We start from the raw sequence: 26,723 nt of genomic DNA, 5'->3' as shown, positions 1-26,723 counted from the left end.
ATAGCATCCTACTTCAATTAATGATAAAATGAAGAATGTGTATTCAACTTAAAATATTGCCGAGGTGTTAAGGTGAAAAAATTTAATTCAAGTAAAAATATTATTATTGCATTGATCATTTTAATTGCTGTTGTGTCATTAGTTAGCGTTAGTGCAATGCAGCGAGATAAGAAAAAGCAAAGTTTGCCTGGTCAATCGCAAGTCAATGGTGCCATTACAACAATTGACCATATTATTTTAGCTCCAGTAAAAGGGGTTGAAAATAGTGTGAAAGCAGTTGTTAATTTATTTAGTACCTATACAGAAAATGATCGTTTGAAAAAGAGAATCGATCACAACGCGATGCTAGAAACTGAAATTGCGAATTATAAACGTGAAAACGAAAAATTAAAACAGCAATTGGAACTAAACTCAACACTTTCAAATTATGAAGCGGTAAATGCGAGTGTTGTCAATCGTTCGCCGGATTCTTGGCAAGATGTTTTAGTCATTAATAAGGGAACAAAAGATGGCGTAGCAGTTAATATGGCAGTGATGGGCGATAAGGGTTTGATTGGACGCGTCATTATTGCAGAAAAAAACAGTTCAAAAGTAGAATTATTAACAACTGTTAATCAAAATACTAATCATTTTCCAGTCATGATTACCTCTGAAGGGAATAAAGCAGCTTATGGTTTGATGAATGCTTACAATAGTAAAACACATACATTAACGGTCACACAGCTCACAACAACTAAAGATATTAAAAAAGGCGATCGAGTATCAACATCGGGCCTTGGTAGTAACTCACCTAAAGGATTACTTGTTGGTGAAGTTAAAGAAATTAAGAAAAGTAAAACAGGTCTCCACGATGAAATTTTGGTCACACCAATTGCAGATATTTATGATGTAGGGACAGTGACTGTAATTAAAAAAATGGCAGGTAACGACTAATGAAAAGTAGTAAAGCGTATGTGCCGTATGTGTTGCCAATTCTGCTCTTTTTCTTGATGCTTCTAGATGGTCATATCAGTAATGCAATTCTGTCAATGTTGAGTGTGCCGATGTCTTTTACAAGCTGTTTATTATTAATGGTTATGATGTTTGCAACGTTTCAAATGGATAAAGCTTATATGGTATCACTCGCAACAATTATTGGTTTATTGTACGATTCTTACTATTATAATGTCTTAGGAATCAACCTTATTTTATTTCCATTAATTATTTGGGTAATGTATTTTGTCTTTGAAAATGTCATCCCAAATACACTAACAATCATCTTGAGTTTCATTATTTTTGTGACTTTTTTATCGTTAGGACGCGTGTTCTTATTAAGTGTTTTTGGTTTAACAGTCACAACAATCTTAGATGTGTTTACGCGAAATTTAGCGCCAACGCTACTGTTAAATCTCATTTTGATCTTGATCTGCATGGCACCACTAAAAAAACTGTTTAACGTAAAAAAATAAAGTTTTGAAATATGATTGTAACATTCTCATTATATGGCTGACATCTGACTATGTTACAATCATTTTGTCGTAAAGAAAAACTTAAAAAATATTTAAAACTCTTGGAGGAAGAATACGTGAAGAAGAAAGTTTTACAAGCACTTTTAATTAGTACAATTACATTATCTGCAACAGCTCTTCCTATGGTAGCTAGTGCAGACACAGTTGACAATAAAGTCTCAGTTCAAGATAAAAAAATTAACGAACTTAAAGAAAAAGAAAATGCAGCAGCTAAAGAATTAGCTGGCATTCAATCATCAATTTCTTCAATTAAGGCAGAAGCTTCTCAATTACAAACTGAACAAGCTTCATTAGGAAAAGAAATTACTAAACTTTCTGGAGAAATCAAAAACTTAGAACAACGTATTGCAAAACGTGACGCTGCTATTAAAGAGCAAGCTCGTTCAGCACAAGTTGATTCTGCAAACTCAACTATGTTAGACGTTGTAATGGAATCAGATTCTATTTCTGATGCTGTAACACGTGTGATGGCTGCTTCTAAATTAGTTAGTGCTAACAATGATTTAATGGCACAACAAAAAGAAGACATGACAGCTGTTGAAACTAAAAAAGATCAAACTGAAACTAAATCAGCTTCATTACAAAAAAATGCAGTTGAATTAGAAGCTAAAAAAGGCGAACTTGAAGATCAAGAATTACAACAAACAATTGTTGTAAGTGGCATTTCTGCTGAAAAAGAAACAGAACAAAGCAAAAAAGATGCATTCTTGAAAGAAAAACAAGAAGCTGAGAAAAAACGTGAAGAACAAACTAAAGCTGCTGAAAAAGCTGCTAAACCTGTAGAATCTATCAGTAAAGATACTAAATCTACAACTGGTTCTACAAGTACTGGTGAAGGAACAGCTTCAACAACTACTCCAGTACAACCAACACCAGCTCCTGACCAAGGAGATCAAGGACAACAACCAAGTAATCCAACACCGGCTCCAAACCCAACACCAGCACAACCGTCTAACCCAGCTCCATCGGCTAACGGAAATGCAATTGTTGCAGAAGCTTACAAACATATTGGTAAACCATATGTATGGGGAGCTAAAGGACCAGGATCATTTGACTGTTCTGGATTCACATCTTATGTATATCGTAATGCAGCCGGAAGAGAAATCGGTGGCTGGACTGTACCTCAAGAGAGTGCAGGTTCTCGTGTATCATTCTCAAGCTTACAAGCTGGAGACTTACTATTCTGGGGTGGCGCAGGTTCAACTTACCACGTAGCAATTTACGTTGGCGGTGGACAATATATCCACGCTCCATCACCTGGTCAAAGCGTTATGGTTCAAAGCATGTCAGCATGGTCACCAGACTTTGCAGTACGTGTTAACTAATTAAACTTATAAAAAGTAGAGCATATGAGCTCTACTTTTTTTGTGTCTTAAAGTCGAATTTAGGCATTAAAAAGAGGACTGTGACATAAGTACGTCACAGTCCTCTTTTTAGAAACTAAACTGTGTCGCAGAAATAGATTCTTCGGAAATAAGCCGAAAATCACAAAAATTTGAAAAGCAATTTTCGTGATTTCCTTCTCATTTCTTGAAGATGAACACTTCTGTCACAACCTCTTTCATAATCAATAGATTAGATATATTTTTCTGTTAAGCGCATAAATTCAGCAACGTCTTTTTCAATAATGCTGATTCCAGCTTGCCAGAAATCAGGTTTAGTTAAGTCGACACCTAAGTGTTTGCTTGCTAATTCTTCTGTTGTCATTGAAGCTGTGTCTCTAAGAAGTGCAATATAGTCATCTTCAAAGTTCGTGCCTTTTTCTTGTGCATAAGCATAGATTCCTAAACTAAATAGGTAGCCAAATGTGTATGGGAAGTTATAGAATGGCACACTATCAATATAGAAATGCAATTTACTAGCCCAGAAGTGAGGATGATAAGTAGCTAAAGATCCAGCATATGCTTCTTCTTGAGCAGCAACCATTAATTCAGTAATATCTTCATCACTTAAAAGTTGTTCTTTTCGTTTAACATGATAGTTATTTTCAAAAATAAAACGTGTATGAATGTTTAAGAACATTGCAATCGCATTTTGAATTTTAATATCTAATAAGTTGATTTTTTCTTCTTCAGTTGTTGCTTGTTTTAAAGTTGCATCAGCAACAATTAATTCCGCAAAAGTACTTGCAGTTTCGGCAACGTTCATTGCGTAATCCTGACTCATTGTTGGTAAATCCCACATAACGTGTGAATGGAAAGCATGTCCAAGCTCGTGAGCAAGTGTTGCCACTTCATTGATTGACTCACCGTAAGTCATGAAAATACGAGACTCTTGGCTTTCAGGTAAACCAGTACAATAACCGCCAGGGCGTTTTCCAGGACGATCTTCAGCTTCAATCCAGCTTTTTTCGAAGGCCATTTTAGCAAAGTCGGACATTTTAGGACTAAATTGATTGAAATTTTCAATAATAAAATCAGCTGCATCATCGAATGGGAAGCGGCGTTCTTTAAAGTCACCTAAAATAACAGGAGCGTCTTGATCTTGCCATTCCATTTTTTCTTTCCCAAAAAGATTTGCCTTACGGATTAAGAAGTCAGCGAATGGTTTCTTGTTATCATTAATGCTACCCCACATTGCATCTAAAGTAGCTTGCTGCATGCGGTTGTATTCTAGTGGAATGGTTAAATGGTTATCAATGCCATGTAAAGTATTATTATTTAAGCGGAAGCCATCTAAGTGATTTAAAGTATCTGCAAATAAGGGTGCGTTCTCTGCCCAAGTTTCTTCCCATTTTGCAAATAAATCCTGACGAACTTTAGCATCGGCATCACCCATCATACGGTTGAAGGCTTGACCAGCTGAAAGTTCAACCGTTGTACCATCTGCTTCAGTAAATGGGATTTTTAATTGAGCAACTAATGTGTCGTAGTGTTCGCTCCAAGCTGTAAAACCATCAATTGTCAGTTGATTGATAATCGCTTCTTCATTTTCATTCAATAAACGGCGACCTTTATCACGATTTTCGTTTAAGTTGAAACGAATACCTTGTGCATCTAATAAAGGTGAAGCTAATAATTTTTCCCATTCTTCATTAGAAAGAGCAGTGATTTTTTTAGTTAAAATAACATCAATGTTATCGTAAATTGTCATTTTTTTGTATAGTTCAGCTAAAAGTGCAACGGCTTTTTTATTTGTTGTATCCGCAGATTGAATAGCTGTAATGAAGCTGATTGTTTGTGAAATACCTTTACTGATTGTTTCTTCTTGGTCAATTAGTGCTTTAAAGGCGGCAACATTTTCCGCACCTGGTTCCCAAGCAATTACGTTTTTAGAATAAGCATCAATTTCTTCGTCAAGTTTTGATAAACGTGCTTGTAATTTTGGAGAGTCAATGCCTCCTTCAAATAATGAATCTAAATCCCAAATTAATGAATATGTCATATTCTTAACTCCTTCCTTAATATAATCTCATTATACATGAATTAAGAAAGAAAAAATAAATTCAATTGAAATAAATAATAATTAACGGTAAGATGAATAAATCAAGGAGAGAAATTATGAAAAAAATGATGAAAAATGGCAATTTTTATTTAATCATTGCCTTATTAGTAATGGCTATCTTGTTTATTAGTTCATCACAAACTTATGAACAACAATCAGCAGTCCCAATATTACAAAAAGTATTAAAAAATCAACCCTTTCACGCCTTTTTAAGTCAATTTGAATTTAGTTATGCTGGGGGGCCTATTAGCATTAAGGAAAAAGGCTACTTTTATTTTATTGAATTTTTTATTCGTAAAGGGGCGCATTTCTTTACCTATTTTGTTTTAGGTGGTTCTTTGTTTCTGTTATTATTTAAAAAAACTAAAAGTGCTTTTATTAGCTTTTTGACAGCTTGGATGAGCGCGACGGGTTATGCAACGTTAGATGAAACGCATCAATTGTTTACTGGTGGTAGAAGTCCTTTATTTCAAGATGTTTTATTAGACAGCATCGGTGCTCTAACAGCCTGTGTGATTTGTCTAGTGATTGTCCTTTGGAAAGGTCACAAAAAACGGAAAAAATAATGCTAGGTTACCTTTACTTGTGAACTATGGTAAAATGCGAGTGTAGAAGAAACTTAGAAAGAAGGGATTTAGAATGGCAGGACATTCGAAATGGAATAACATTAAGGGTCGTAAAGGCGCACAAGATGCTAAGCGCGGTAAGATTTTTCAAAAGTTATCTCGTGAAATATATATGGCAGCAAAAAGCGGTGGCCCTGATCCATCTACTAATCCTTCATTACGTATGGTATTAGATAAAGCACGCTCTGCGAATATGCCAAATGATAATATTCAAAGAGCAATCAAAAAAGCCAGCGCAGCAGGCGAAGGTGAGAACTACGATGAAATTGTTTATGAAGGCTATGGACCAGCAGGAGTAGCTATTTTAGTTCATACACTTACAGATAACAAGAATCGTACTGCAACAAACGTACGTGTTGCCATTAATAAGAATGGCGGTTCACTCGGTGAAACGGGTTCAGTAGCGTATATGTTTGACCGTAAAGGCTATCTTGCGATTGAACGAGAAGGCTTGGATGTTGATGAAGATACAATGATGATGTCAGTTTTAGAAGCTGGTGGCGAAGACTTGGAATCTTCTGATGAAGTCTTTGAAATTTTTACAGAGCCAACTGATTTTCCTGATGTTCGCGATGCACTTGAGGCAGAAGGGTATGTGTTAGCCCAAGCTGAATTAACGATGGTACCGCAAACTTTAATTGAATTATCAGAAGAACAACGAGAAGTTCTTGAGACAATCGTCACAGCTTTAGAAGATGACGATGATGTGTCTGAAGTCTTCACATCTGCAAGTTAAAATTTTTAAACTCTAATAGTCTCGCTTTTACAGGAAGACTATTAGAGTTTTTTGTTTTAATTGATATGAATGCGAAGTCTAAATAGACATATTTGCTTAAACGTACTATAATTTATAAAAAACGAACGTGTTTTCAGCGGAAGTTGAGAAATAGGGTGATAATGATGAGACTCATGAGTGTTAGATTTTTAGATGCGGCATTCTGGTTTACTTACACACTACTTTGGTGGCAAACAATGTTTTCACATCCAGTTTGGTATATTCGCCTGTTACTATTGTTTATGATGTCGTTGTTCCTGGCATTAATTCCAGAAGAATATCGCAATAGTTATGCTATTCAAAGTAAGAAAAAAAATATTTGGCTTGTTGGGAAAAAGAAAAGTTCAGAAGCAATTTTATTTGTTCTGCTTATTTTTGGTGTACCAATAGTCTTTTTCGTTATCAAAGTAATCACCTGGACTAGAATTTAAGCAATATTTATAGATATGAAAAACAGATTGAGTACCCTCTATAAAAGAGGAAGTAAAACTCAATCTGTTTTTTTGTGGTTATTTATCATTTTTTTTGTTTTTATTTGCCGTATAAAGTTTTAAAAGATAACCTAAAGCGACAATAAATCCAGACACTGCAATCACAGTAATAAGTAGTGTTTTCATTAATACCCCTTCTTTCTTTTTTGATGAGCTTACGAACGATAAGCATAATACTAGAACAACGTTTCATTTGTAAGTGATGTTAAATGGAACATCCCAACATGCACTCTAACAATAATAACACTCGAACGAATAACTGCAAGACTATTTTTTAAAAAAGTCTTTTTTTGGTTTATTTGGGTAGTTTATTAATTCGTAAAGGTTTTTTTGTGTTTTTTCAGAAAGAATCTCCAAGCATATCCTTTCGATTCAACCTAATTATAGCACTGCTTAAACAATAAAGCGCTTACTAATGTGTTTTAAAAATAAATGACTGTATTTAACTTACCTTAAGCATGAAAGGAGGTTGCGATGAAAATAAAAGGAACAGCGTATCACTTATTAAAGAAGGGGGTGAAAATATCAGCAAGTGATTTATACATTTTTCCAATTGACTGTAATCAGTATGAACTATCATTTCGTTATCATGACCAGATTATTTCGGAGCGAAAAATTAGCATTGAAGAAGCAGAAAAATTAATTTTATTCTTTAAATATTTAGGTGGCATGGACGTTTCTGAACGACGTAAAGTTCAAGTTGGTAGTGCGACTATCAAACGAAAAGAATGGCAAACAAGATTTAGGTTATCAACAGTTGCTGATTATCGTAACCGAGAGACTTTGGTTTTACGTTTTTTATATCAAACTAAAGGTAATACGGGGCTAACATTTTGTTTACCTGAGCAGTGGGATTTGTTAAAGGGAACAATTCAAGATAAAGGGCTGTATTTGTTTTCAGGGCCGACGGTTGCAGGGAAAACAACCACGATGTATTGCTTGGCAAAGTATTTATTGGATAAGAAACGTCGGCAAATTATCACTATTGAAGATCCGGTGGAAATTGAAGATGCACAGTTTTTACAATTTCAAGTGAATGAAAAAATAGGTTTAACTTATGAATCGTTAAGTAAGGTATGTTTACGTCATCGTCCCGATGTTTTGATAGTCGGCGAAATTCGTGATCAAGAAACAGCTCAGATTGTGATGAGAGCAGCTTTAACAGGACATTTGGTTTTTTCGACGATTCATGCTCGGAGTAAAAACCAGATTGAAGAACGATTATTCGACTTAGGGATTACGAGAGATGAATTTTCTCAGTCTGTGTCAGGCTTAATTTATCAAGAGATTCTTCCTTTGACAACAGCTGCAAATGACTACGGCGTTTTATATGATTTAACATTGCAAAAAAGAGAGGTGAGTACATGGCAAAAAAGTCTTGAAACAGCCTACCAGACTAAAATTATTTCTCAATCAACCTATCAAAACTTTTCGCAAACAAACACTTAATGCGAAAGAACGTTATCAAGTTTTGTTGTTGCTATCGCAATTGCTAGAACATGGCTTTAGCTTTCAACAAAGTATGGCCTTTTTATGTTTAGTGGAAACACAACATAAGCAACTGCTACAAAAAATTGTTTTGTCAATGGAAAATGGTGAACCACTGAATCGTTGTTTAAAAATGTTAGGCTTGAGTGATATCCAGTTAGCGCAAATTCAGTTTGCAGAGATTCATGGTGACTTTGCGCAAACATTGCTGTTAATGACAAAACAAATGAAGCAGCGTGAAAAAAATAAGGAGAAATTACGTAAAATGCTGATTTATCCGCTGTTTCTTGTTTTATTTATTGGCATGTTACTGATTGGTATGAAAGTATTTTTAACACCAAAAATAGAAGAATTATCAATGGACCAACCTCAATCAAAAGAAATGTGGTTGTTAAAGCTAATGCCATGGCTGGCTTTAGGATTTTTAGTGACTCTTGTCGTTTTTTTATTTTTCTTTTGGTGTCACATCAAAAGAAAATCAGCAATTGATCGCGCATTAATCCTTACAAGAACGCCCATTTTAGGTAGCTATTTGAAGCACTACTATACCTCACTATTTGGAGTGGAATGGGGCCATTTGTTGGCTCAAGGTATGGAAATACGTGACGTTATTTTTGTTATGAGTCGTTCGGGTTATACGCCGTTGATGCAAGAGATGTCAGGAGTCACAAAAAGGAAAATTGAAAGAGGGTTTGCAATGAGTCGAATTGTTCAAGATTGGCAATTTTTAAATGCGCCGTTACTGTTAATTATTCAAAAAGGGGAAGTCAGTGGGGCATTAGGTGAGGAATTAGTTATTTATGGTATGGAAGAATGGCGTCAGTTAACTTTGAAGATGGAGCGTTTAATCGAATGTTTGCAGCCGTTTGTTTTTATGTTGATTGCCTGTTTGATTATTTATTTGTATGCTTCATTATTATTACCCGTCTATCAAGGAATGGAAGGAATGATCTAAATGTTAAAAGTTATTAAAGATAAAAAAGGTTTTACATTAATCGAAATGTTAGTCGTTTTATTTATTATTTCAATTTTGTTGGTTCTGTTTGTACCTAATATATCAAAACATCGTGAGAGTGCTTTGGAACAGGAAAAAGAAGGTATCGTCAAAGTGGTAGAGACACAACTTGAACTTTATATGCTTGAACATGAAGATTTGGATGTACAGCCTTCTGTTAAAACATTAAAAGATGAAAAATACATCACAGATAAGCAATATAAACAATATCAAAAATTTACTAAGAATGAATAAACAGGGGTTTACGCTGATTGAAACATTGATTACTTTGAGCATCACAATGTTTTTTATTCTACTACCCATGTTATCCTTTCGTGATTTGAAAGAAAAATGGTTGGTTGAATGTACTTTTGCCGAGTTCTCACAATACTATCAACATATTCAGCAAAGTGCTGTTGTTGAAAGAAGGCAATCCGATATAGTACCTGATGTATCGCAACAAACCATTTCGTTTTCTTATTATTATCACGGAGAGGTACGAGTTGAGCTATTTAAATTGCCGAAAGAAGTCGAACTCATAAGTAGTACACGTGTGAGTTTGAAAGGTGAGACAGGGGTAAATCGTGAAAGTTTAGGTCGTTTTAAATTTATTGATCATCATCATAATAAAAAAATTGAATATATTTGTCAGATGGGGAGTGCCAAACTTGTTAAAAAAGAAACCAAACTTTAATTGTAGGGGGTATTTATTAAGTGAAAGCCTATTCGCACTTAGTATTCTCTGTACGACAATATTATTAATTCTTAAATTATTAATTTCGCAAATCTGTCTAATTGAGCAAGCAAAAAAAGATGTCGAGGCAGCGATGATCTGCTATGAGTTGAGTCATTTAAAAACGGAGGAAGTTTATCAAAGTCAGCATTATCAAGAATATTTAGCAGAAAATGGCGTAACTATTTTAAAGAAAAATACAAACCAGATTCAATTAAAATATCAAGGGAAAATATTACATGTCTATCAAGAATAGTTTTAATAAAGCTGGTTTTTCTTTAATTGAATGTTTGGTGTCACTTGCCGTTTTAATGAGTTGTCTCTTATTATTTCAACCGGCCTTAAAAGTGCTAATTCAAGTGAAAGAAAAATATACTCATCAGACTGAACTTGAGTTTCAGGTGGGGAAGATTCAACTTGAGAATATAATTAAAGAGTTAGTGCTGATTCGTTGTGAAGAGTCAAAATTAGTATTTGAAGATCGGAGACGCTCTGATGAAATTGATCGTATAACTATTGAACATTATCAACAAATGATTCGAAAAAAACCAGGTCATCATCCTTTAATGTTAAGCGTTAAATCGGTAAAATTTTATGAATTTGATGAAGCAATTGAAGTCGAGGTGATTATGATTGATGAAGAAAAACATGTTTTCTTGTTATTTCCCCAAAAAGAATGAAGGCGGTATTCTATTCTCGGTCCTAGGATTGTTAAGTTTAACAACGATTCTGACAATTTATGTTTGTGATAGCTTAAAGATGACTTTAGAGTTTTATCTGCAGACCAAAGACTACTATATTGCACAGACAGTGCAGGAGTTGGCGTATCAAGAAGTCTCTCAGAACCCTGAAAGTAAAAAAGTAACGCTCTATTATAATCATGGAAACGTGCGTATGAATAGAACTAGGACCAAACTGGAGCTTAAAACAACACTAAAAAATGGTTTTCAACTGTATAATAATCAATTTATCGAAGAAAAGGAGTAAACTTTATTGTTTACTTCTCTTTTTTATCAATAATGTACCTTGAATTATTTAAATTTCTTCGCTAAAATAAACAGTACATGGATTTTTCTAATCATGAAGGAAGAGGTGTTTTTAATTGTCACAACGAGATATTGAACGAGGATTTCAACTGATGAGTGAAGCTGTCGTAAAATTACAAGAAGAACTAGGCACATCTTTCTATGATGCCTATATTGAAAACTTAGAAAACTTCTTAGATGGCCAACAAGCTCGTGTAATTGAGGGTGTGCCTAATCAAGAAACAGTTGCTTATCTGAATGAACGTTATCAAGAACTGTCACAATTGTCGTTGTCGAGCGAAGAAAAACGTAAGGTGGAACAATTGCTGCTTTTACAAGGGATCAGAAAAGAACCCGTTCAAGCCAATCATCAATTGACACCAGATAGTTTAGGTTATTTGTTTGTTTACATGATTGAATCTTTGATGCATAATCAAAAAGATATTCGCATTGCTGATTTAATGGTTGGAACAGGAAACTTGTTGGCAACAGTCTTAGCCAACCTTGAAACACCAGAGGACGGTTTAAAAGGTTACGGCGTTGATGTGGATGAGACACTTCTTAGTATTAGTGCTGTGAATCAGGAATGGTTAGATTTAGATGTCCAATTATTCCATCAGGATAGTTTACAACCTTTGTTGATGGATCCGGTTGACGTGGCAATTGGGGATTTACCAATCGGGTATTATCCGCATGATGAACGCGTAAAAGAGTTTAAAGTTAGTGTTGCAGAAGGTCATACATATGCGCATCATTTGTTATTAGAGCAAAGTATGAAATATGTACGTGACTCAGGTTATGGCGTCTTTTTAATGCCAACCAACTTTTTAGAGACCGAACAAGCAGGTCAGATAAAAACATGGTTAATGTCAGATGTGTATTTACAAGCAATTGTTAAATTACCTGATGCGTTATTCAGTCAAAAAAGTTTAAGTAAATCGATTGTTATTTTCCAAAATCATGGTGCTGCTGCCGAGCAAGCAAAAGAAATTTTCGTTGCCGACCTAGTATCAATGAAGGACAATGACATTGTGTTAAATTTTATCAAAGAGTTTAAATCTTGGCGAGAAGCCAATATTAAATAAATAGTAAAGAAGGAGTCTTAAAAATGGCAAAGACAATTGCAGTAAATGCGGGAAGTTCTAGTTTAAAATGGCAACTTTATTCAATGCCTGAAGAAGTTGTAATTGCAAAAGGGATTGTAGAAAGAATTGGTTTAAATGATTCGATTTTTACAATTAAATATGGGGACGGTCAAAAATTTGAGTTAGTTCAAGATATTGAGAATCATGAAGTAGCTATCCACATGTTATTAGAGCAATTAATTAAATTAAACATTATTGATAAATTAGAAGAAATTACAGGTGCTGGACATCGTATTGTTGCTGGTGGCGAACATTTTAAAGTATCAACAATCATTGATGATGCTGCGTTAAAATTAGTCGACGACTTAGCAGAATTCGCACCATTACATAATCCTGCAGAAGCAACCGTTATTCGTGTATTCCAAAAATTATTACCAGAAACACTAAATGTAGGTGTTTTTGATACGTCTTTCCATACTTCTATGCCAGCTGTTAATTATTTATACAGCTTACCAAAACAATATTATAATGATTTTGCAGCACGTAAATATGGTGCTCATGGTACAAGCCATCGTTACGTTTCAGAACGTGCCGCTGAGTTATTAGGTAAACCAATTGAAGAAACAAAAATTATTACTTGCCATTTAGGTAATGGTGCATCAATTACAGCTGTTGATGGCGGTAAATCAATCGATACTTCAATGGGATTCACACCATTAGCAGGTCTTACAATGGGGACTCGCTCAGGTGACATTGATCCATCAATCTTACCTTACTTAATGGATAAATTAGGTTTAACTGATATTAAAGATATGATCAATATTTTAAATAAAGAATCAGGTTTACTAGGTATTTCAGGCGTATCTAGTGACATGCGTGACTTATTAGAAGCTTCAGAAGAAAATCCAGATGCTGGTTTAGCAATTGAAATCTTTGAAGACCGTGTACGTAAATATATCGGTAGCTACATTGCAACCATGAACGGTGTTGATGCAATTGTCTTTACAGCCGGAATCGGTGAAAATGATGCTGATATGCGTCGTAATGTTATTAATGGTTTAACTTGGTTAGGTTGTGACATTGATGAAAGTAAAAACAATGTTCGCGGTGAAGAAACCGTTCTTTCAACTGAAAATGCTAAAGTTAAAGTCTTCTTAATTCCAACAGATGAAGAATTAATGATTGCTCGTGACGTTGAAGCATTAAAAAAATAACTGAAAAATAAAAAGAGTGTCAAGATTGGTTCAAAGTAACCCAATTCTTGACGCTCTTTTTTTGATTTATTTAATATTTATTTTTTCTTTTTTTCAAAGCGTTTGTTTTCTAAATCAGTTCTGACAATTAGAACATCACAATGTGCGTGACGCGCAACATAACTTGAAACAGAGCCAATTAAGATACGTTCCATTGCATTAAGACCAGTCGCACCTAATAGGATAAGGTCAATATTTTTACTACGTTGTAATTCTTTGGCAATGACAGTTTTAGGAGCGCCGTACTCGATTAGATATTCTGCATTTGTGACGCCGTTATTTTCAGCATATTCTAAATAAGAGTCTAACGTTTCTTTTGCTGCTTTTTCAGCTTCTTCGGCCATGGTTTCATCAAAAGAAGAGATGGATTCAAAAGCACGTACATCAATAATATGTGCTACAAAAAGTTTTGCATTATTACGCTTTGTAACTTGAACCGCTTTTTTAAAGGCTAATTCAGATTCTTTCGAACCATCAACAGCGACAAGTATATTTTTGTATTCTTCAAACATAATCAAACACCCTTTCTGAAATTACTTTGCCGTATCTTTAAGATAAAAGACAAAGTTTGTCTTTATCTAATAATAACACAATTTCTAAAACACGTCTGATTTTGAGCAAAAAAAAGAAGCATTTCGCTTCAAAAATAGAGACATCCGTTAATGCCGGTTTGAGCACCAGATGGTTGAACCCGCTGAATATGCAGGTGGGAATCTCTTTCACAACGCCAAACTACCAAGTGATAAGGCCTGTTTTTTATTGCGATTCGTTGACTCCCAATGTAAAACGATTTGTTCGGTCAACACTTATGTGTGCTCCGCGTACATCACAGATATCTATAGATTAATAGTAACATAAGAAAAAAGAATGAGCAATTTTAATTGATTGCCTACTTCGGTTTTTTAGATAAAGTTTTTGCTTTTTTTATTTTGCTTAATTGCTCATCTAGACCACGTTCATACTTGCCATTAGTTATCGGTGAATAATATTCTTTTTGGCGTAATTTTTCAGGTAGATAATCTTGCTGAACCCAATTACCTGGATAATCATGGGGATAGAGGTATCCTACACCACGATCTAGTTTTTCAGCTCCGGCATAGTGACTGTCTTTTAAATGATTGGGTACGCCACCGAAAAAACCATGATTAATATCAGCAATCGCGCGATCAATTGCAAGCAGACTGGAATTTGATTTAGGCGAAAGTGCGAGATCGATAACAGCCTCTGCTAAAGGGATTCTAGCTTCAGGGAAACCTAATTTTTCTGCTGCCTGAACAGCACTTACCGTTCGTTGACAAGCGCCCGGATTGGCTAAGCCAATATCTTCATAGGCAATGACAAGTAATCTCCGACAAATAGTAGGCAGTTCTCCTGCTAAAACTAAACGACCTAGATAGTGTAAAGCTGCGTCAACATCACTCCCGCGAATGGATTTTTGGAATGCAGAGATGACATCATAATGGGCGTCACCATCTTTGTCATGCGAGAGAGCTCTTTTTTGAATGCATTCTTCTAAAATTGGTAATGTGAGTTGAATAATGCCTTCTTCATCAGGAGTTGTCGACATTACAGCAAGTTCAAGTCCATTTAAAGCACTTCTTAAATCACCGTGTGTCGCACGTGTAAGGTGTGTCAGGGCTTCTGGTTGGATATTAATGTGATAGTTACCCAATCCTTTTTCTTTATCTTCTAGGGCAGCTGAGACCGCTTTTTCAATATCTTCAGGCTGTAAAGGGAAAATCTCAAAAATTTGTGTACGGCTTCGAATCGCTGGATTAATGGTAATATACGGGTTTTCAGTAGTTGCTCCAATAAGAACAATACGACCATTTTCAAGGTGAGGCAGAAGAAAATCTTGTTTAGGTTTATCTAAACGGTGAATTTCATCGAGTAATAAAATGACTGAACCACTCATTTTAGCTTCTTCAACGACAACTTGTAAGTCTTTTTTTGTATCAGTTGCTGCATTTAAAATGCGGAATGCATAGTGTGTTGAACCAGCAATTGCACTGGCAATACTTGTTTTTCCAGTCCCTGGAGGACCATACAAAATCATTGATGACAATCTTGTTGCATCCACCATTCGACGAATGATTTTTCCGGGCCCGACCAAGTGTGATTGTCCGACAACTTCATCAATTGTAGTTGGTCGCATTTTATAAGCTAATGGTTTTTGCATCTCAGATGTCCTCCTAAAGTTATAGTGATAGTATACCATATGTCGTGAACCCTCTTAAAAGTTCTCTGCTTGTTGTTGCATTCTTTTTAATAGTGCTTGATAGGCTATTTTTACTTCTGGTGTCTCAATTGAAAGGATATTTTCTCCAAATTGTAAGAGATAATTGGTAAGGAAATCAAGTTCACTAGGATTAATACTTCCTGTTAATAAATAGTGCTGATTTTTAAGCGATACTTTTAGGTTGGGATAATGATTTTGTTGATAAAGATGGTAAGCTTTTTGATTAATTTCAACTTTAAATTCAAGGGTTCGAAATTGATTGTTTTGTTCTTGGAGTGCTGCCTCAATCTCTTCATTTGAAAGGGTAAGCGGTTGTTTGTCTAACAGTTTAATTTCTTGCATAAAGTCACAACGAAAAGTACGATATTCATCTTTTTTTAAATCAAATCCTATACAATACCAATGTCCATTGCGATGGACTAAGCGAACAGGATAGAGTAAACGTGTTTCTATTTCTTTTCGATGATATGAAAAAGTTAAAACTTGCTGTTTTAAGATGGCTTCAAAAACTTGATCAAGATACGGTGTATCCATGGTTTGCATAATGCCATCATAACGGACGCAGTCTATGGTTTGTTCGATTTTCTGTTGTGTTTGTTCCGGAAAAGTTTGGAGAAGTTTGTCTGTAATTTGATTGTAGACATGTCCAAACGGAGAATTAGCCATGAGTTCTAAAAGTTGGAGTGTAAAAAAAATTGAATAGATTTCATTTTCACTAAAGTAAACTGGTGGTAAAAGATTTGTTTCAAGTAAATGATATTTACCATAACGTCCGGGCTCGACGTAAAGGGGTAATCCTAAGCTTTCCAGTTCACTAATATCGCGCAGTGCGGTGCTTTTTGAAATGTTAAAAGTGGTCATGAGATCTTTTAAATTAAAACTTTTTTTGTCGTGCAAGAAGAATAATTCTTGATTGATGCGCTCTGTTTTTTGCATATTTCCCTCCAATGGTATCATGGATTGACACCTTTGATTGTTATACTAAACTTATCAAAGAAAGTGAGGGAACACAAGATGACACAATTAAATTTTGCAATATTTCTAACTCTAAATGGTAAAGCTGAAGAAGCAATTACCTTTTATCAAGAGGTCTTTAATGGTGAGCTGCTTTTTAAGATTACAAATCAAGAATTTAAAAATCAACTCAATCCAGAACTTGAATTAAAAAAGGGAACTGAGCATTTTATTTCACATTCGATACTTAAGATTGGGGAAACTGAGTTACAAATTGCCGATAATCCTTTTTATGAGAACATGGAATTTAGTGCGGGTACACAAATATCTTTTAGTATGTTAACGAAAGATTTACAAGAAGCAAAATCAATCTACAATAAAATTATGCGTTATTCCGATGTAGTGGTGTATCAAGCCCCTAGTGAAAATGAATTTGCTGATTTTTATGCCATTGTTAAAGATCCGTTTGGCCAAATGATTCAATTGACACATGAACGTGAAAAAGATCCAAGTAAAAAAGGTTCAAAATAAATAAGCGTATCAAACTCCTTCTTAATAAAACGAGTTTGATACGCTTATTTTATTGTTTGATTAAAAAATTAGTTATGCTTCACATTCGCTAACATTGTAGGTTTGTTCGGATACTTCTTCTGTTTTGGAAGCATGTTTTGAAATCGTGAATTTTAATAGAATTGGAGCGACAACTGTCGTAAAGATAATCACAAGAACAAGTGCAGCATACATCGATTGATCGATAAAACCATCACTTAAACCAAGCGCGATTAAAATTAAAGCCATTTCTCCTCTGGAAACGAGACTTGCGCCAATAATTGCACTACTTGAATTGTTAAATTTATCAGCTTTCCCACCAAGGAAGCCACCAACAAATTTAGAAAGTACTGCTAAAATACTGAAAATAATAATGAGTGAAAGATTTGAGCTTAAGCCATCTAAAACAAGATTTAAGCCAATACTTACGAAGAAAATAGGTGCGAACATGGATAAAGTAATACTGGTGACTTTATGTTCCACGTTTTCTGCAAATGTAGTTTGAGAAATAAGAATACCTGCAAAGAATGCGCCAATGATATCAGACATACCAATGACATCTGCAAGGTAGCTAAGGAAGAATACTAGTATTAGTGAGAATGCGACATCTTTTTCTGGAATATCGATATAATCTAATACTTTAACGAGAAGTGGCACAATAAATTTGCCGAATAGATAAATAAAAATGAAGAATAAAACATTTTTTAATAAGAATGGGAGTATATCAGCAGTTGTTGTATCAGGATTGACAATGTTTAAAATTAAATTCAACATGATGACAACGATAATATCATCTAAGATTGCTGCCCCAATGATGATGGAACCTTCTTTTGTTTGCATAAAATTAAGTTCTTTTAAGACTTGGATGGTGATACTCAGTGAAGTAGCCCCGAAAATCAGCCCAATAAAGAGTGCTGTTTCTAAAGAATGTTGGAAAAGTCTTGAAGCAACAAAGAATGTCGCAAAGGGTACGAGGACACCTAATAAGCCGGTGATAAGCGAAGGCTTGAAGTATTTTTTTAAGATGCGTAAATCACTTTCAACTCCAGCGATAAACATTAAAAGAAGGACGCCGAGATGGGCAAGTAATTCAATTGATAAATCATTTTGAATGAGGTTGAAAACGGATGGTCCAACGAGAATTCCGATAATTAAACTTCCGACAACCGAGGGTAACCCCATTTTAATTGCAATACTGTCTGCAACTTTTGTAAGCAAAATAATTAACCCTAAAGTTAATAAAATATCCATAATTTTTGATCCTTTCGTGATTCAGTTTTTTAGGTTTTGTGATCGAAATCAGCAGTTAAATAATTTCCAGTGAATACCATACTCATGACACCTCCATTTTGTATACAAGATATTATTAGTTTATGTTAAATTGGAAACATTTTCAAATAAAAAAGCATAAAAATTGAATATTAATATGAAGGAAGATGATAAAAAAGAGTGCTGAGGACTGATATCATGGGCCGAATCAATAATTTAAAAAAATCAAAAAAGTTATGAAAATGTTGATTGTTAAAGCGGATATTCTCTTGTATGATAGAGTAAACTAATAGAAAAAGAGTGGAAACATGAAAAAAGAAAATATGTTAACGTATCTAGAATCAGCAATTGAAAAGAATGTTGCAGATATCGATTTTGCAATGGATTGGAACAAACGTAATCACACTGTTGAAATTATTTTAGCGTTTTATGCTGAAAATAAAAGCCAAGAAGCCATTGAAGATGGTGAAGGAATCGTTTCGGAAGAAGAAATTATTGAATTCCAAGATGGTATACTATTTTTTGTTGAAGGACATGAAACGGAATTTGATGCAGAGGATTATTTAACGATGATTTCTTTTGATAAAAAACGAGGTCTATCAAAAGAATTTATTGATATTTTTGCTAGTTATTTGGGCGAAGTCGTGGTGCAAGGTGAAGATGATTTATTAGACTTTTTAACCGATGAAACGCAAGAATTTTTTGAATTACACTGGGATGAAGAAGCTTTTGCAGCAAAAGTTGCTAATATTGAGGCGACTATTTCTTATCCGTACCCAAGTTACTAGGAGGAATGTAAACTGATGAAATGGAATCAAGTATCCGTGTTGACATCGAGTGAAGCAATTGATGCAATTTCAAATATTATGATGGAAGCTGGCGCAAATGGTGTGGCCATTGAAGATGCGTTAGATTTAGAAAACTTTAAAAGTGATCCTTATGGCGAATTGTTAGACATTGAAACCATAGATCATATTCGTGAAGGGGCAGAAGTAACGGCTTATTTCCCTGAAACAATTTTCTTACCAGAAATTTTACCAACGATTAAACATAAGATTGCCGAATTGACAAGTTTTGGCTTGGACATTGGCAAGAATGAACTGTCATTAAGTGAAGTTGTCGAAAGTGACTGGGCGACAGCTTGGAAAAAATATTATCATCCAGTGATGATTAGTCGGTATTTAACGATTGTACCTGATTGGCAAGAATACACACCTCATTCGGAGGATGAACATATCATCACGTTGGACCCAGGCATGGCTTTTGGGACGGGAACACATCCAACAACACGTTTAACTCTACAAGCTTTAGAAGTTGTTTTACGTGGCGGAGAGACCGTTTTAGACGTAGGGACAGGTTCAGGTGTTTTAAGTATTGCAAGTAAATACTTAGGTGCGAAGGAAGTTTATGCTTATGATTTAGATGAAGTCGCTGTCCAAGCAGCACAAGAAAATATGGCATTAAATCCTGTAGCTCAAGATGTTCATGTTGCTGCGAATAACTTGCTTGTTGGTATCGATACCCAAGCAGATGTTATTGTAGCGAATATTTTAGCTGATATTATTATTGAACTCGTGCCAGATGCTTATCGTAATTTGAAAGATACTGGAAGCTTTATTATTTCAGGGATTATTGAAGATAAAGTTGACATCGTTTTAGAGGCTGTTTATGCAGCTGGATTTGAAGTGGATCAAACGTTCAAACAAAAAGATTGGTTTGCCTTTATTTTGAATAAAAAGATTGAGGAGTAAGAATTATGCAACGCTATTTTATCAATCAAGCTTATGATGAGCAGTTACCATTAAAACTTGTCGACAATGATTATCATCATGCTGTCCGGGTGATGCGCATGACGATTGGCGAGCAATGTTTTGTTTCGTTCACCAATCAAATCACGTTTTTAACAGAAGTTGTGGCAATTACTGAGACGCATGTTGAACTAAAAAAAATTCAGCAAGAAGCAATGTTAAAAGAGATGCCATACCACGTCTCAATTTGTTGTGGCTATACAAAAGGTGACAAAATGGAGTGGGTAGCGCAAAAAGGTACTGAACTGGGCATGAATGAATTGATTGGTTTTCCCGCGCAAAGTTCAGTTGTGAAATGGGATGCTAAAAAATTAGCCAAAAAAGCCGACCGTTTGACTAAGATTTGTAAAGAAGCAGCGGAACAGTCACATCGTCAAAGCTTGCCAAGTGTTCAACTGTTAGCGAGTTATAAAGAATTACTTGCTCAGACCGCTCAATTTGATGCTATTTTGGTTGCATACGAAGAGTCTGCTAAAGAAGGTGAACAAGCAACCTTTACCAAAATGATTACGCAATTAGCGCCTGGAAGTCGTGTCCTGGTTGTTTTTGGACCAGAAGGGGGCTTACACCCTAAAGAAATTGCCGATTTAGAAGCACATGGTGCTAAACTTTGTGGTTTAGGTCCTCGTATATTAAGAGCTGAAACGGCACCATTATACTGCTTAGCCGCAATGAGCTATGCTTGGGAACTTCAAGGATAAAAAATGTTACACTAAGATTGAAAAGCTATTTTAAAGTGAGTATAATGAATACAATATTAAAATAAGTTAAAAAAGTACTCATCAAAGTACTTTTTTTTATAAGGAGTGTTGGGACATGCCTAAGGAAGAGATTTTATCGGCTCAAGATGTCATTAATATGGTATCTGAATATATGAGTCCAGAGCATGTAGCGTTTGTCCAAAAGGCGTGTGAGTATGCGACAGAATCACATGAAGGACAGTTTAGAAAATCAGGAGAACCTTATATTATACATCCGGTTCAAGTTGCGGGGATTCTAGCGGAACTTAGAATGGATCCGCATACTGTTGCAACGGGATTTTTACATGATGTGGTTGAAGATACTGAGGTAACCAATGATGATTTAAAAGCTGAATTTGGTGAAGATGTTGCCATGTTGGTGGATGGTGTAACAAAATTAGGTAAAATTAAGTATAAGTCTCATGAAGAACAATTAGCTGAAAATCACCGTAAAATGTTATTGGCAATGGCCCAAGATTTACGCGTGATTATGGTTAAATTAGCTGACCGCGTGCACAATATGCGGACGTTGAAACATTTACGCGATGATAAACAACGCCGTATTGCAAAAGAAACCCTTGAAATTTATGCACCGCTTGCGCATCGCTTGGGGATTAGTTTGATTAAGTGGGAATTAGAAGACCGTTCGTTACGGTATTTAAATCCTCGTCAATACTATCGCATTGTGAATTTGATGAAGTCAAAACGTGTCGAGCGTGAAGCGTATATTCAAGAAACAATTGACGAAATTGGAAAATCAGCCCAAGAATTAGACATTGAAGCTGATATTTATGGTCGTCCAAAACATATTTATTCGATTTATCGTAAAATGAAAGATAAGAAAAAAGATTTTGATGAAATCTATGATTTACTCGCGATTCGGGTAATTGTGGATAGTATTAAGGATTGTTATGCTGTTTTAGGCGCGATTCATACAAAATGGAAACCATTACCCGGTCGTTTTAAAGACTACATTGCCGTTCCTAAAGCTAATATGTATCAATCATTACATACAACTGTAATTGGACCGAATGGCAATCCAATTGAAATTCAAATTAGAACCAAGGATATGCACCGTATTGCTGAATTTGGGGTTGCCGCTCACTGGGCTTATAAAGAAGGTAAAACAGAAAAACAAGATGATAAAAACGCCAATGAAATTAGTTTATTGCGTGAAATTATCGAACTTCAGGATGAAAGCTACAATGCCTCTGACTTCATGGAAAGTGTAAAGGGTGATATTTTTAGTGACAAAGTCTTTGTGTTTACACCAAAGGGTGATGTAACTGAGTTACCAAAAGGTGCTGGGCCGCTTGACTTTGCATACAATATCCATACGGAAGTTGGAAATAAAACAACAGGGGCTAAAGTTAACGGTAAAATGGTGCCACTTGATTATAAACTAAAAAATGGTGACATTATTGAGGTTTTAACGTCATCTAATTCCTTTGGACCTAGTCGTGATTGGGTAAATATTGTCGCGACAAGTCGTGCGCGAAATAAAATTAAGCGTTTCTTCAAGATTAAAGATCGTGAAGAGAATGTTGAAAAAGGTAAAATGGCACTGGAGCGTCATTTACAAGAAAATAGTTTCGTACCAAAAGATTTCTTAACCAAAGAGAAATTAGCTGATGCCTTGGAAAGATTTAATTTTCAATCAAGTGATGATTTATACGCTGCTTTAGGTTTTGGTGAAGTGACCGTTCAAAGTGTCTACAATCGAATCACTGAAAAAGAACGTAAAGAACGTGGGATTAAGAAACAACAAGAAGAAGTCGACGATTTACTTCGTCAGCCAAAACAAATTAAAGATCCTAACAAAATGACTATTCGTCACGAAGGTGGCGTAGTAATTCAAGGTGCAGATAATTTATTAGTCCGTTTAAGCCGTTGTTGTAATCCAGTTCCAGGTGATAAAATTGTAGGCTATATTACCAAAGGTCGCGGTATTTCAATTCACCGTGCGGATTGTGCTAATATGTTAAATTCACCAGATGCAGAACAGCGTTTGATTGAAGTGGATTGGGAAGATTCTGCTGTTCAAGGCAGTCAAGAATATAATGCAAACTTAGAAATTTATGGTTTCAACCGTACTGGGTTATTAAATGATATTCTGTTAGTTGTTAATGCCCATTCTAAAAAGTTATTAGGTGTGGATGCGCGACCGACAAAAGATATGGCTGTCATTCATATCACAGTTTCAACATTTAATCTGTCTCATTTGGAAAAAATTGTGGATAAAATCCGTATGATTCCAGATGTTTACAGTGTGAAACGAACAAATAGTTAAGAGGAGTGGCAATGTGAGAGCAGTAGTTCAAAAAGTGTCAAAAGCGAGTGTTTCAATTGCAGGTGTTGAAAAGTCCTCAATTCAAACTGGATATATGATTCTTCTAGGTGTCAAAGATGGTGATACGAAAGAAGATGCGGATTACTTAGTCCGTAAAGTGAGTAAGCTGCGCGTTTTTGAAGATGATGAAGGCAAAATGAATTTAGATCTTCATCAAGTGGGCGGACAAATTTTATCTATTTCACAATTTACGCTTTTGGCGGATACTAAAAAAGGTAACCGACCAAGTTTTACTAAATCGGCTCATCCTGATGAAGCATTAGAGTTGTATCAATATTTTAATGACGGACTTCGTGCTGAAGAGTTAGAAGTCTTTGAAGGCGAATTTGGGGAGCATATGGAAGTAAGTTTAGTCAATGATGGTCCAGTAACGATTGTTTTTGATACAGAAAATAAATAAAAATAGTAAGAGTTTAAAACGACAAAAATTAATTCGTTTTAGACTCTTTTTCTGTAATTAAATCCCTCTTAGAAAACTAGTTTTTTAAAATAAAATAAGGTATGATAGTTGTAATTTATAAGAGAAAACGTTTTAAAGGGTAGTGGGAGGAAACAATATGGCAGAAAAAGAATATATAATAGCAATTGATCAAGGGACAACAAGCTCACGGGCTATTTTTTTTGATAAAAACGGTAAAAATGCAGGGAGCTCACAAAAAGAATTTACCCAATATTTCCCTGAATCAGGCTGGGTGGAACATGATGCCAATGAAATTTGGAATTCGGTCCAATCTGTGATTGCAGGGGCATTTATTGAGTCCGGTATTCGTCCGTCACAAGTTAAAGGAATTGGGATTACCAATCAAAGAGAGACGACTGTGATATGGGACCGTAAAACTGGGATACCGATTTATCACGCTATTGTTTGGCAATCACGTCAGTCAGCGCCAATTGCGGATGAATTAAAAGAAAAAGGTCATGCTGAATTGATTCATAAAAAAACTGGCTTAATTGTGGATGCCTATTTTTCTGCTACCAAAGTCCGTTGGTTACTGGATCATGTGGAAGGTGCGCAAGAACGAGCTGAAAACGGTGAGTTAGCTTTTGGAACAATTGATTCTTGGATTTTATGGAAATTGACCAATGGTGACGTTCACGTGACTGATTATACAAATGCTGCACGGACCATGATGTACAATATTCATGAATTGAAGTGGGATCAAGAAATTTTAGATTTATTAAATATTCCAACCGCACTTTTACCGGAAGTTAAAAGTAATTCCGAAGTTTACGGCTATACGAAAAGCTACCATTTTTATGGTGGTGAGGTACCAATTTCTGGAATGGCTGGTGATCAACAAGCGGCTTTATTTGGACAGTTGGCTTTTGAACCAGGCATGATCAAAAATACATATGGCACGGGTGCTTTTATTGTCATGAATACAGGTGAAACACCGCAACTCTCTAAAAATAATCTTTTAACAACAATCGGATATGGTATGAACGGAAAAGTTTATTATGCACTTGAGGGTAGCATTTTTGTTGCTGGGTCTGCAATTCAATGGTTGCGTGATGGGTTGAGAATGATTGAAACATCACCAGAATCGGAAGAACTTGCCAATGCTTCAACTGGAGATAATAGTGTCTATGTTGTGCCGGCATTTACTGGTTTGGGTGCACCGTACTGGGATTCAGATGCTAGAGGCGCTGTTTTTGGTTTAACGCGAGGTACAACCAAAGAAGATTTTGTTAAGGCGACGCTAGAGTCTATCGCCTATCAATCTAAAGCAGTGATTGAAACAATGAAAGAAGATGCAGGGATTGAGATGCCACTCTTAAAAGTGGATGGAGGCGCAGCTAAGAATAATCATTTAATGCAATTTCAAGCAGATATCTTAAATATTGATGTGCAAAGAGCGCCCAATTTAGAGACGACAGCACTTGGCGCTGCATATCTTGCCGGCTTGGCAGTTGGTTTTTGGAAAGATCAAACGGAATTACATCATTTCCAAAAAAATGGTGATATTTTCACACCGCAAATGTCAGTAACAGAACGCGATTATTTATATGAAGGTTGGCAAGAAGCCGTTTTAGCAACAAAACAATTTAAACATTTGGGTAAAAGATTTAGATAATATTTATGAAGTGATTGACGAATGTAGTCTATCCCTAAAATTAAATCATTTCAAATTAAAAGTGCGAGCTATCTTTCATATGGTGAAAAGACAGGGGGTTCATAATTTAAAGAACTGTGTAGACAAAAATTATTCCACCAATGAACGCAATCAAATAACTGAATCTCTAATTCTTTTAAGGTTTGGAAATGATTAGGATAAACAAATTCTACTTTCGTAGACTTATAGGTAGATTCGGCTACGGCATTGTCATGCGGACTGCCTTTTCTACTAAGTGACCGTTCAATATCAAAAGTTTCAAGAATTTGATCTATTGTTTGGTTATCAAATTCTTTTCCTCTATTCGTATGAAATATTTCAACATGTTTTAAAGAATATCGAATACGCGCAAAAGCCTGTCGAACAAGGTGCGCATCTGTTTTATTTCCGTAAGTATATCCGATAATTTCTCGATTATATAAATCTAATAGCAGACAAATATAATGCCAAGCTTTTCCTATTCGAACATAAGTTAAATCTGTAACGATAGCTTCTAAAGGTCTTTTGTTTGAAAAATTACGATTTAGTATATTCTTATTTGGTGAGTCATTGACAGTTGTTTTCACTGCTCTAAAATGTACTTTTGTATAGTTGGAAACTAATTTTCGAGTGCCATAATTTTTTCGACTTTTATTAAGGATTGATTCAATAAACTCTTCTAATTTTGCCTCAGAAGGCATTGCTTTTTCTTTATAATAGTAAGTTTGTCTAGAAATACCAAGTACTTTGCACATAGCTGATATTGAGTGTTTTTGGTAATTATTTTTCGTTTCGTCCGAATATCAGCGCTGCTTGCTTTAAAATATCATTCTCCATCATCAATTCTTTATTTAGTTTACGTAATTCACGCAACTCTTTTTCTTCTGGCGTCAAATTATCTTTCTCTTTGAATGATCCTGACTGATTGTATTGTTTGACCCAATTGTCAAAAGTTGATGGCGTTAAATCATATTCTCTTAAAATATCTTTTCTAGGTTTTCCTGATTTATGGAGTTCCACCATTTGTTTCTTAAACGATTCTTTAAAGGTCCGTCTTGGTTTTCTGTTAGTTGTCATGAGATAAGCTTCTAATCTGTTTTTTATTAAGTATAGGCACCTTATTTTTTCTGTCTAGTCAAGTGTAGCCTATCCAAAGTGTAACCTATTCATTATAGAAAAGTTATAAAGGTAATTTGTAATATAGTTAAAGTTGTAAAAAATAATTATAATATGAATTAATATAAAACGTTAATTCTATTGTCGTTTAGTTTCTGACAAAGTAAGCGCTTTAAAAAACAA

The 26,723-nt window shown here is 35.1% G+C and carries 27 protein-coding genes, 1 other RNA gene and 2 pseudogenes; 22 read left to right on the top strand and 8 right to left on the bottom strand.

Annotation, left to right across the window (positions count from 1 at the left end; translation table 11 throughout):
- The first annotated feature begins 72 nt into the window (after positions 1-72).
- The 3 genes from mreC (at position 73) to ESZ54_RS12770 (ending at position 2,833) form a co-directional block, all read left to right on the top strand.
- Entirely contained in the window at positions 73-933 is an 861-nt protein-coding gene (gene mreC / locus ESZ54_RS09900; RefSeq protein ID WP_136137516.1) for a rod shape-determining protein MreC, read from the top strand.
- Positions 933-1,448 carry a rod shape-determining protein MreD gene (mreD, locus tag ESZ54_RS09895; RefSeq protein WP_136137515.1) on the top strand — a complete coding sequence of 172 codons (516 nt, stop codon included), beginning with the start codon at positions 933-935 and terminating at the stop codon, positions 1,446-1,448. The genes mreC and mreD overlap by 1 nt, the downstream gene beginning before the upstream one ends.
- Positions 1,449-1,564: 116 nt before the next feature.
- Positions 1,565-2,833 carry a C40 family peptidase gene (locus tag ESZ54_RS12770; RefSeq protein WP_162615161.1) on the top strand — a complete coding sequence of 423 codons (1,269 nt, stop codon included), beginning with the start codon at positions 1,565-1,567 and terminating at the stop codon, positions 2,831-2,833.
- Between the two features lie 128 nt (positions 2,834-2,961).
- Here the strand turns inward: ESZ54_RS12770 and ESZ54_RS12795 are convergent.
- A pseudogene (locus tag ESZ54_RS12795) lies at positions 2,962-3,057 on the bottom strand (DUF3788 family protein); the annotation flags it as partial.
- A 26-nt stretch (positions 3,058-3,083) separates the two neighbouring features.
- Positions 3,084-4,892 (bottom strand): M3 family oligoendopeptidase, encoded by a 1,809-nt coding sequence (locus ESZ54_RS09885; protein ID WP_136137513.1) that lies wholly within the window; start codon positions 4,890-4,892, stop codon positions 3,084-3,086.
- 116 nt (positions 4,893-5,008) lie between these two features.
- Here ESZ54_RS09885 and ESZ54_RS09880 point away from each other — a divergent pair, with 116 nt between their 5' ends.
- The 12 genes from ESZ54_RS09880 to ESZ54_RS09825 all read left to right on the top strand — a co-directional run bounded on the left by ESZ54_RS09880 (position 5,009) and on the right by ESZ54_RS09825 (position 13,383).
- Positions 5,009-5,518: a VanZ family protein gene (locus tag ESZ54_RS09880; RefSeq protein ID WP_136137512.1), complete on the top strand. Its 510-nt coding sequence runs from the start codon at positions 5,009-5,011 to the stop codon at positions 5,516-5,518.
- Positions 5,519-5,591: 73 nt separating this feature from the next.
- Positions 5,592-6,314, top strand: coding sequence for a YebC/PmpR family DNA-binding transcriptional regulator (locus ESZ54_RS09875; protein ID WP_136137511.1), 723 nt, complete (start codon positions 5,592-5,594; stop codon positions 6,312-6,314).
- Between the two features lie 173 nt (positions 6,315-6,487).
- Positions 6,488-6,784, top strand: coding sequence for a hypothetical protein (locus ESZ54_RS09870; protein WP_136137510.1), 297 nt, complete (start codon positions 6,488-6,490; stop codon positions 6,782-6,784).
- Positions 6,785-7,318: 534 nt separating this feature from the next.
- Positions 7,319-8,293: a competence type IV pilus ATPase ComGA gene (gene comGA / locus ESZ54_RS09865; RefSeq protein WP_136137509.1), complete on the top strand. Its 975-nt coding sequence runs from the start codon at positions 7,319-7,321 to the stop codon at positions 8,291-8,293.
- Complete coding sequence (gene comGB, locus ESZ54_RS09860) at positions 8,223-9,287, top strand: competence type IV pilus assembly protein ComGB (RefSeq protein ID WP_162615160.1); 1,065 nt, start codon at positions 8,223-8,225, stop codon at positions 9,285-9,287. The genes comGA and comGB overlap by 71 nt, the downstream gene beginning before the upstream one ends.
- Complete coding sequence (comGC, locus tag ESZ54_RS09855) at positions 9,288-9,581, top strand: competence type IV pilus major pilin ComGC (RefSeq protein ID WP_136137507.1); 294 nt, start codon at positions 9,288-9,290, stop codon at positions 9,579-9,581.
- Positions 9,574-10,020, top strand: a complete 447-nt coding sequence (comGD, locus tag ESZ54_RS09850) for a competence type IV pilus minor pilin ComGD (protein WP_162615159.1) — start codon at positions 9,574-9,576, stop codon at positions 10,018-10,020. The genes comGC and comGD overlap by 8 nt, the downstream gene beginning before the upstream one ends.
- Positions 9,995-10,315, top strand: a complete 321-nt coding sequence (locus ESZ54_RS09845) for a hypothetical protein (RefSeq protein ID WP_136137505.1) — start codon at positions 9,995-9,997, stop codon at positions 10,313-10,315. The genes comGD and ESZ54_RS09845 overlap by 26 nt, the downstream gene beginning before the upstream one ends.
- Complete coding sequence (comGF, locus tag ESZ54_RS09840) at positions 10,299-10,739, top strand: competence type IV pilus minor pilin ComGF (RefSeq protein ID WP_136137504.1); 441 nt, start codon at positions 10,299-10,301, stop codon at positions 10,737-10,739. The genes ESZ54_RS09845 and comGF overlap by 17 nt, the downstream gene beginning before the upstream one ends.
- On the top strand, positions 10,708-11,046 hold the full coding sequence (gene comGG / locus ESZ54_RS09835) for a competence type IV pilus minor pilin ComGG (RefSeq protein WP_136137503.1): 339 nt from the start codon (positions 10,708-10,710) through the stop codon (positions 11,044-11,046). Before comGF ends, comGG begins: the two co-directional genes overlap by 32 nt.
- 115 nt (positions 11,047-11,161) lie before the next feature.
- A complete protein-coding gene (locus ESZ54_RS09830) occupies positions 11,162-12,169 on the top strand; it encodes a class I SAM-dependent methyltransferase (RefSeq protein ID WP_420824365.1) in 1,008 nt (335 codons plus the stop codon).
- Between the two features lie 23 nt (positions 12,170-12,192).
- The gene (locus tag ESZ54_RS09825; RefSeq protein WP_136137502.1) at positions 12,193-13,383 is read left to right on the top strand and encodes an acetate/propionate family kinase; all 1,191 of its coding nucleotides are present in this window, start codon (positions 12,193-12,195) and stop codon (positions 13,381-13,383) included.
- A 77-nt stretch (positions 13,384-13,460) separates the two neighbouring features.
- Here ESZ54_RS09825 and ESZ54_RS09820 read toward each other — a convergent pair whose 3' ends face one another.
- The 4 genes from ESZ54_RS09820 to ESZ54_RS09805 form a co-directional block, all read right to left on the bottom strand.
- Positions 13,461-13,934, bottom strand: coding sequence for a universal stress protein (locus ESZ54_RS09820; RefSeq protein WP_136137501.1), 474 nt, complete (start codon positions 13,932-13,934; stop codon positions 13,461-13,463).
- A 137-nt stretch (positions 13,935-14,071) separates the two neighbouring features.
- Positions 14,072-14,260, bottom strand: a non-coding RNA gene (ssrS, locus tag ESZ54_RS09815) — 6S RNA.
- Between the two features lie 51 nt (positions 14,261-14,311).
- Positions 14,312-15,601 (bottom strand): replication-associated recombination protein A, encoded by a 1,290-nt coding sequence (locus ESZ54_RS09810; protein WP_136137500.1) that lies wholly within the window; start codon positions 15,599-15,601, stop codon positions 14,312-14,314.
- A gap of 54 nt (positions 15,602-15,655) precedes the next feature.
- Positions 15,656-16,597 (bottom strand): helix-turn-helix transcriptional regulator, encoded by a 942-nt coding sequence (locus ESZ54_RS09805; RefSeq protein WP_162615158.1) that lies wholly within the window; start codon positions 16,595-16,597, stop codon positions 15,656-15,658.
- 78 nt (positions 16,598-16,675) lie between these two features.
- Here ESZ54_RS09805 and ESZ54_RS09800 point away from each other — a divergent pair, with 78 nt between their 5' ends.
- A complete protein-coding gene (locus tag ESZ54_RS09800; RefSeq protein ID WP_136137498.1) occupies positions 16,676-17,146 on the top strand; it encodes a VOC family protein in 471 nt (156 codons plus the stop codon).
- Between the two features lie 72 nt (positions 17,147-17,218).
- On the opposite strand, the gene ESZ54_RS09795 is transcribed toward ESZ54_RS09800, so the two are convergent.
- Complete coding sequence (locus tag ESZ54_RS09795; RefSeq protein WP_136137497.1) at positions 17,219-18,415, bottom strand: cation:proton antiporter; 1,197 nt, start codon at positions 18,413-18,415, stop codon at positions 17,219-17,221.
- Positions 18,416-18,741: 326 nt separating this feature from the next.
- Between ESZ54_RS09795 and ESZ54_RS09790 the strand changes: the two genes are divergently transcribed.
- From ESZ54_RS09790 to glpK, 6 genes are all read left to right on the top strand, one after another.
- Positions 18,742-19,221: a DUF3013 family protein gene (locus ESZ54_RS09790; protein WP_136137496.1), complete on the top strand. Its 480-nt coding sequence runs from the start codon at positions 18,742-18,744 to the stop codon at positions 19,219-19,221.
- A gap of 15 nt (positions 19,222-19,236) precedes the next feature.
- Positions 19,237-20,184: a 50S ribosomal protein L11 methyltransferase gene (prmA, locus tag ESZ54_RS09785; RefSeq protein WP_136137495.1), complete on the top strand. Its 948-nt coding sequence runs from the start codon at positions 19,237-19,239 to the stop codon at positions 20,182-20,184.
- Between the two features lie 5 nt (positions 20,185-20,189).
- Positions 20,190-20,942, top strand: coding sequence for a 16S rRNA (uracil(1498)-N(3))-methyltransferase (locus tag ESZ54_RS09780; RefSeq protein WP_136137494.1), 753 nt, complete (start codon positions 20,190-20,192; stop codon positions 20,940-20,942).
- A 115-nt stretch (positions 20,943-21,057) separates the two neighbouring features.
- Positions 21,058-23,271, top strand: a complete 2,214-nt coding sequence (locus ESZ54_RS09775) for a RelA/SpoT family protein (RefSeq protein ID WP_136137493.1) — start codon at positions 21,058-21,060, stop codon at positions 23,269-23,271.
- A gap of 13 nt (positions 23,272-23,284) precedes the next feature.
- Positions 23,285-23,731, top strand: coding sequence for a D-aminoacyl-tRNA deacylase (gene dtd / locus ESZ54_RS09770; RefSeq protein ID WP_136137492.1), 447 nt, complete (start codon positions 23,285-23,287; stop codon positions 23,729-23,731).
- 157 nt (positions 23,732-23,888) lie between these two features.
- Positions 23,889-25,406, top strand: a complete 1,518-nt coding sequence (glpK, locus tag ESZ54_RS09765; RefSeq protein WP_136137491.1) for a glycerol kinase GlpK — start codon at positions 23,889-23,891, stop codon at positions 25,404-25,406.
- A gap of 68 nt (positions 25,407-25,474) precedes the next feature.
- Here glpK and ESZ54_RS09760 read toward each other — a convergent pair.
- Positions 25,475-26,501 (bottom strand): annotated as a pseudogene (locus ESZ54_RS09760) (IS3 family transposase).
- Positions 26,502-26,723 lie beyond the last annotated feature (222 nt).

It is taken from the genome of Vagococcus silagei (assembly GCF_004795745.1).
In the GTDB taxonomy this organism is placed as follows: Bacteria; Bacillota; Bacilli; order Lactobacillales; family Vagococcaceae; genus Vagococcus; species Vagococcus silagei.
Note: the sequence above shows the minus strand (reverse complement) of the source record. Positions and strands in the feature narration are given on the sequence as shown.

Bases quoted from the DNA above. Each gene is read 5' to 3' on its own strand.
- comGC (WP_136137507.1), top strand. From the start codon at position 9,288: ATGTTAAAAGTTATTAAAGATAAAAAAGGTTTTACATTAATCGAAATG.
- prmA (WP_136137495.1), top strand. From the start codon at position 19,237: ATGAAATGGAATCAAGTATCCGTGTTGACATCGAGTGAAGCAATTGAT.
- comGA (WP_136137509.1), top strand. From the start codon at position 7,319: ATGAAAATAAAAGGAACAGCGTATCACTTATTAAAGAAGGGGGTGAAA.
- mreD (WP_136137515.1), top strand. From the start codon at position 933: ATGAAAAGTAGTAAAGCGTATGTGCCGTATGTGTTGCCAATTCTGCTC.
- ESZ54_RS09805 (WP_162615158.1), bottom strand. From the start codon at position 16,597: ATGCAAAAAACAGAGCGCATCAATCAAGAATTATTCTTCTTGCACGAC.
- comGD (WP_162615159.1), top strand. From the start codon at position 9,574: ATGAATAAACAGGGGTTTACGCTGATTGAAACATTGATTACTTTGAGC.
- ESZ54_RS09780 (WP_136137494.1), top strand. From the start codon at position 20,190: ATGCAACGCTATTTTATCAATCAAGCTTATGATGAGCAGTTACCATTA.
- ESZ54_RS09790 (WP_136137496.1), top strand. From the start codon at position 18,742: ATGAAAAAAGAAAATATGTTAACGTATCTAGAATCAGCAATTGAAAAG.
- glpK (WP_136137491.1), top strand. From the start codon at position 23,889: ATGGCAGAAAAAGAATATATAATAGCAATTGATCAAGGGACAACAAGC.
- ESZ54_RS09775 (WP_136137493.1), top strand. From the start codon at position 21,058: ATGCCTAAGGAAGAGATTTTATCGGCTCAAGATGTCATTAATATGGTA.
- ESZ54_RS09820 (WP_136137501.1), bottom strand. From the start codon at position 13,934: ATGTTTGAAGAATACAAAAATATACTTGTCGCTGTTGATGGTTCGAAA.
- comGF (WP_136137504.1), top strand. From the start codon at position 10,299: ATGTCTATCAAGAATAGTTTTAATAAAGCTGGTTTTTCTTTAATTGAA.
- ESZ54_RS09875 (WP_136137511.1), top strand. From the start codon at position 5,592: ATGGCAGGACATTCGAAATGGAATAACATTAAGGGTCGTAAAGGCGCA.
- ESZ54_RS09795 (WP_136137497.1), bottom strand. From the start codon at position 18,415: ATGGATATTTTATTAACTTTAGGGTTAATTATTTTGCTTACAAAAGTT.
- ESZ54_RS09825 (WP_136137502.1), top strand. From the start codon at position 12,193: ATGGCAAAGACAATTGCAGTAAATGCGGGAAGTTCTAGTTTAAAATGG.
- ESZ54_RS09800 (WP_136137498.1), top strand. From the start codon at position 16,676: ATGACACAATTAAATTTTGCAATATTTCTAACTCTAAATGGTAAAGCT.
- ESZ54_RS09810 (WP_136137500.1), bottom strand. From the start codon at position 15,601: ATGCAAAAACCATTAGCTTATAAAATGCGACCAACTACAATTGATGAA.
- ESZ54_RS09885 (WP_136137513.1), bottom strand. From the start codon at position 4,892: ATGACATATTCATTAATTTGGGATTTAGATTCATTATTTGAAGGAGGC.
- comGG (WP_136137503.1), top strand. From the start codon at position 10,708: ATGTTTTCTTGTTATTTCCCCAAAAAGAATGAAGGCGGTATTCTATTC.
- ESZ54_RS09880 (WP_136137512.1), top strand. From the start codon at position 5,009: ATGAAAAAAATGATGAAAAATGGCAATTTTTATTTAATCATTGCCTTA.
- ESZ54_RS09870 (WP_136137510.1), top strand. From the start codon at position 6,488: ATGAGTGTTAGATTTTTAGATGCGGCATTCTGGTTTACTTACACACTA.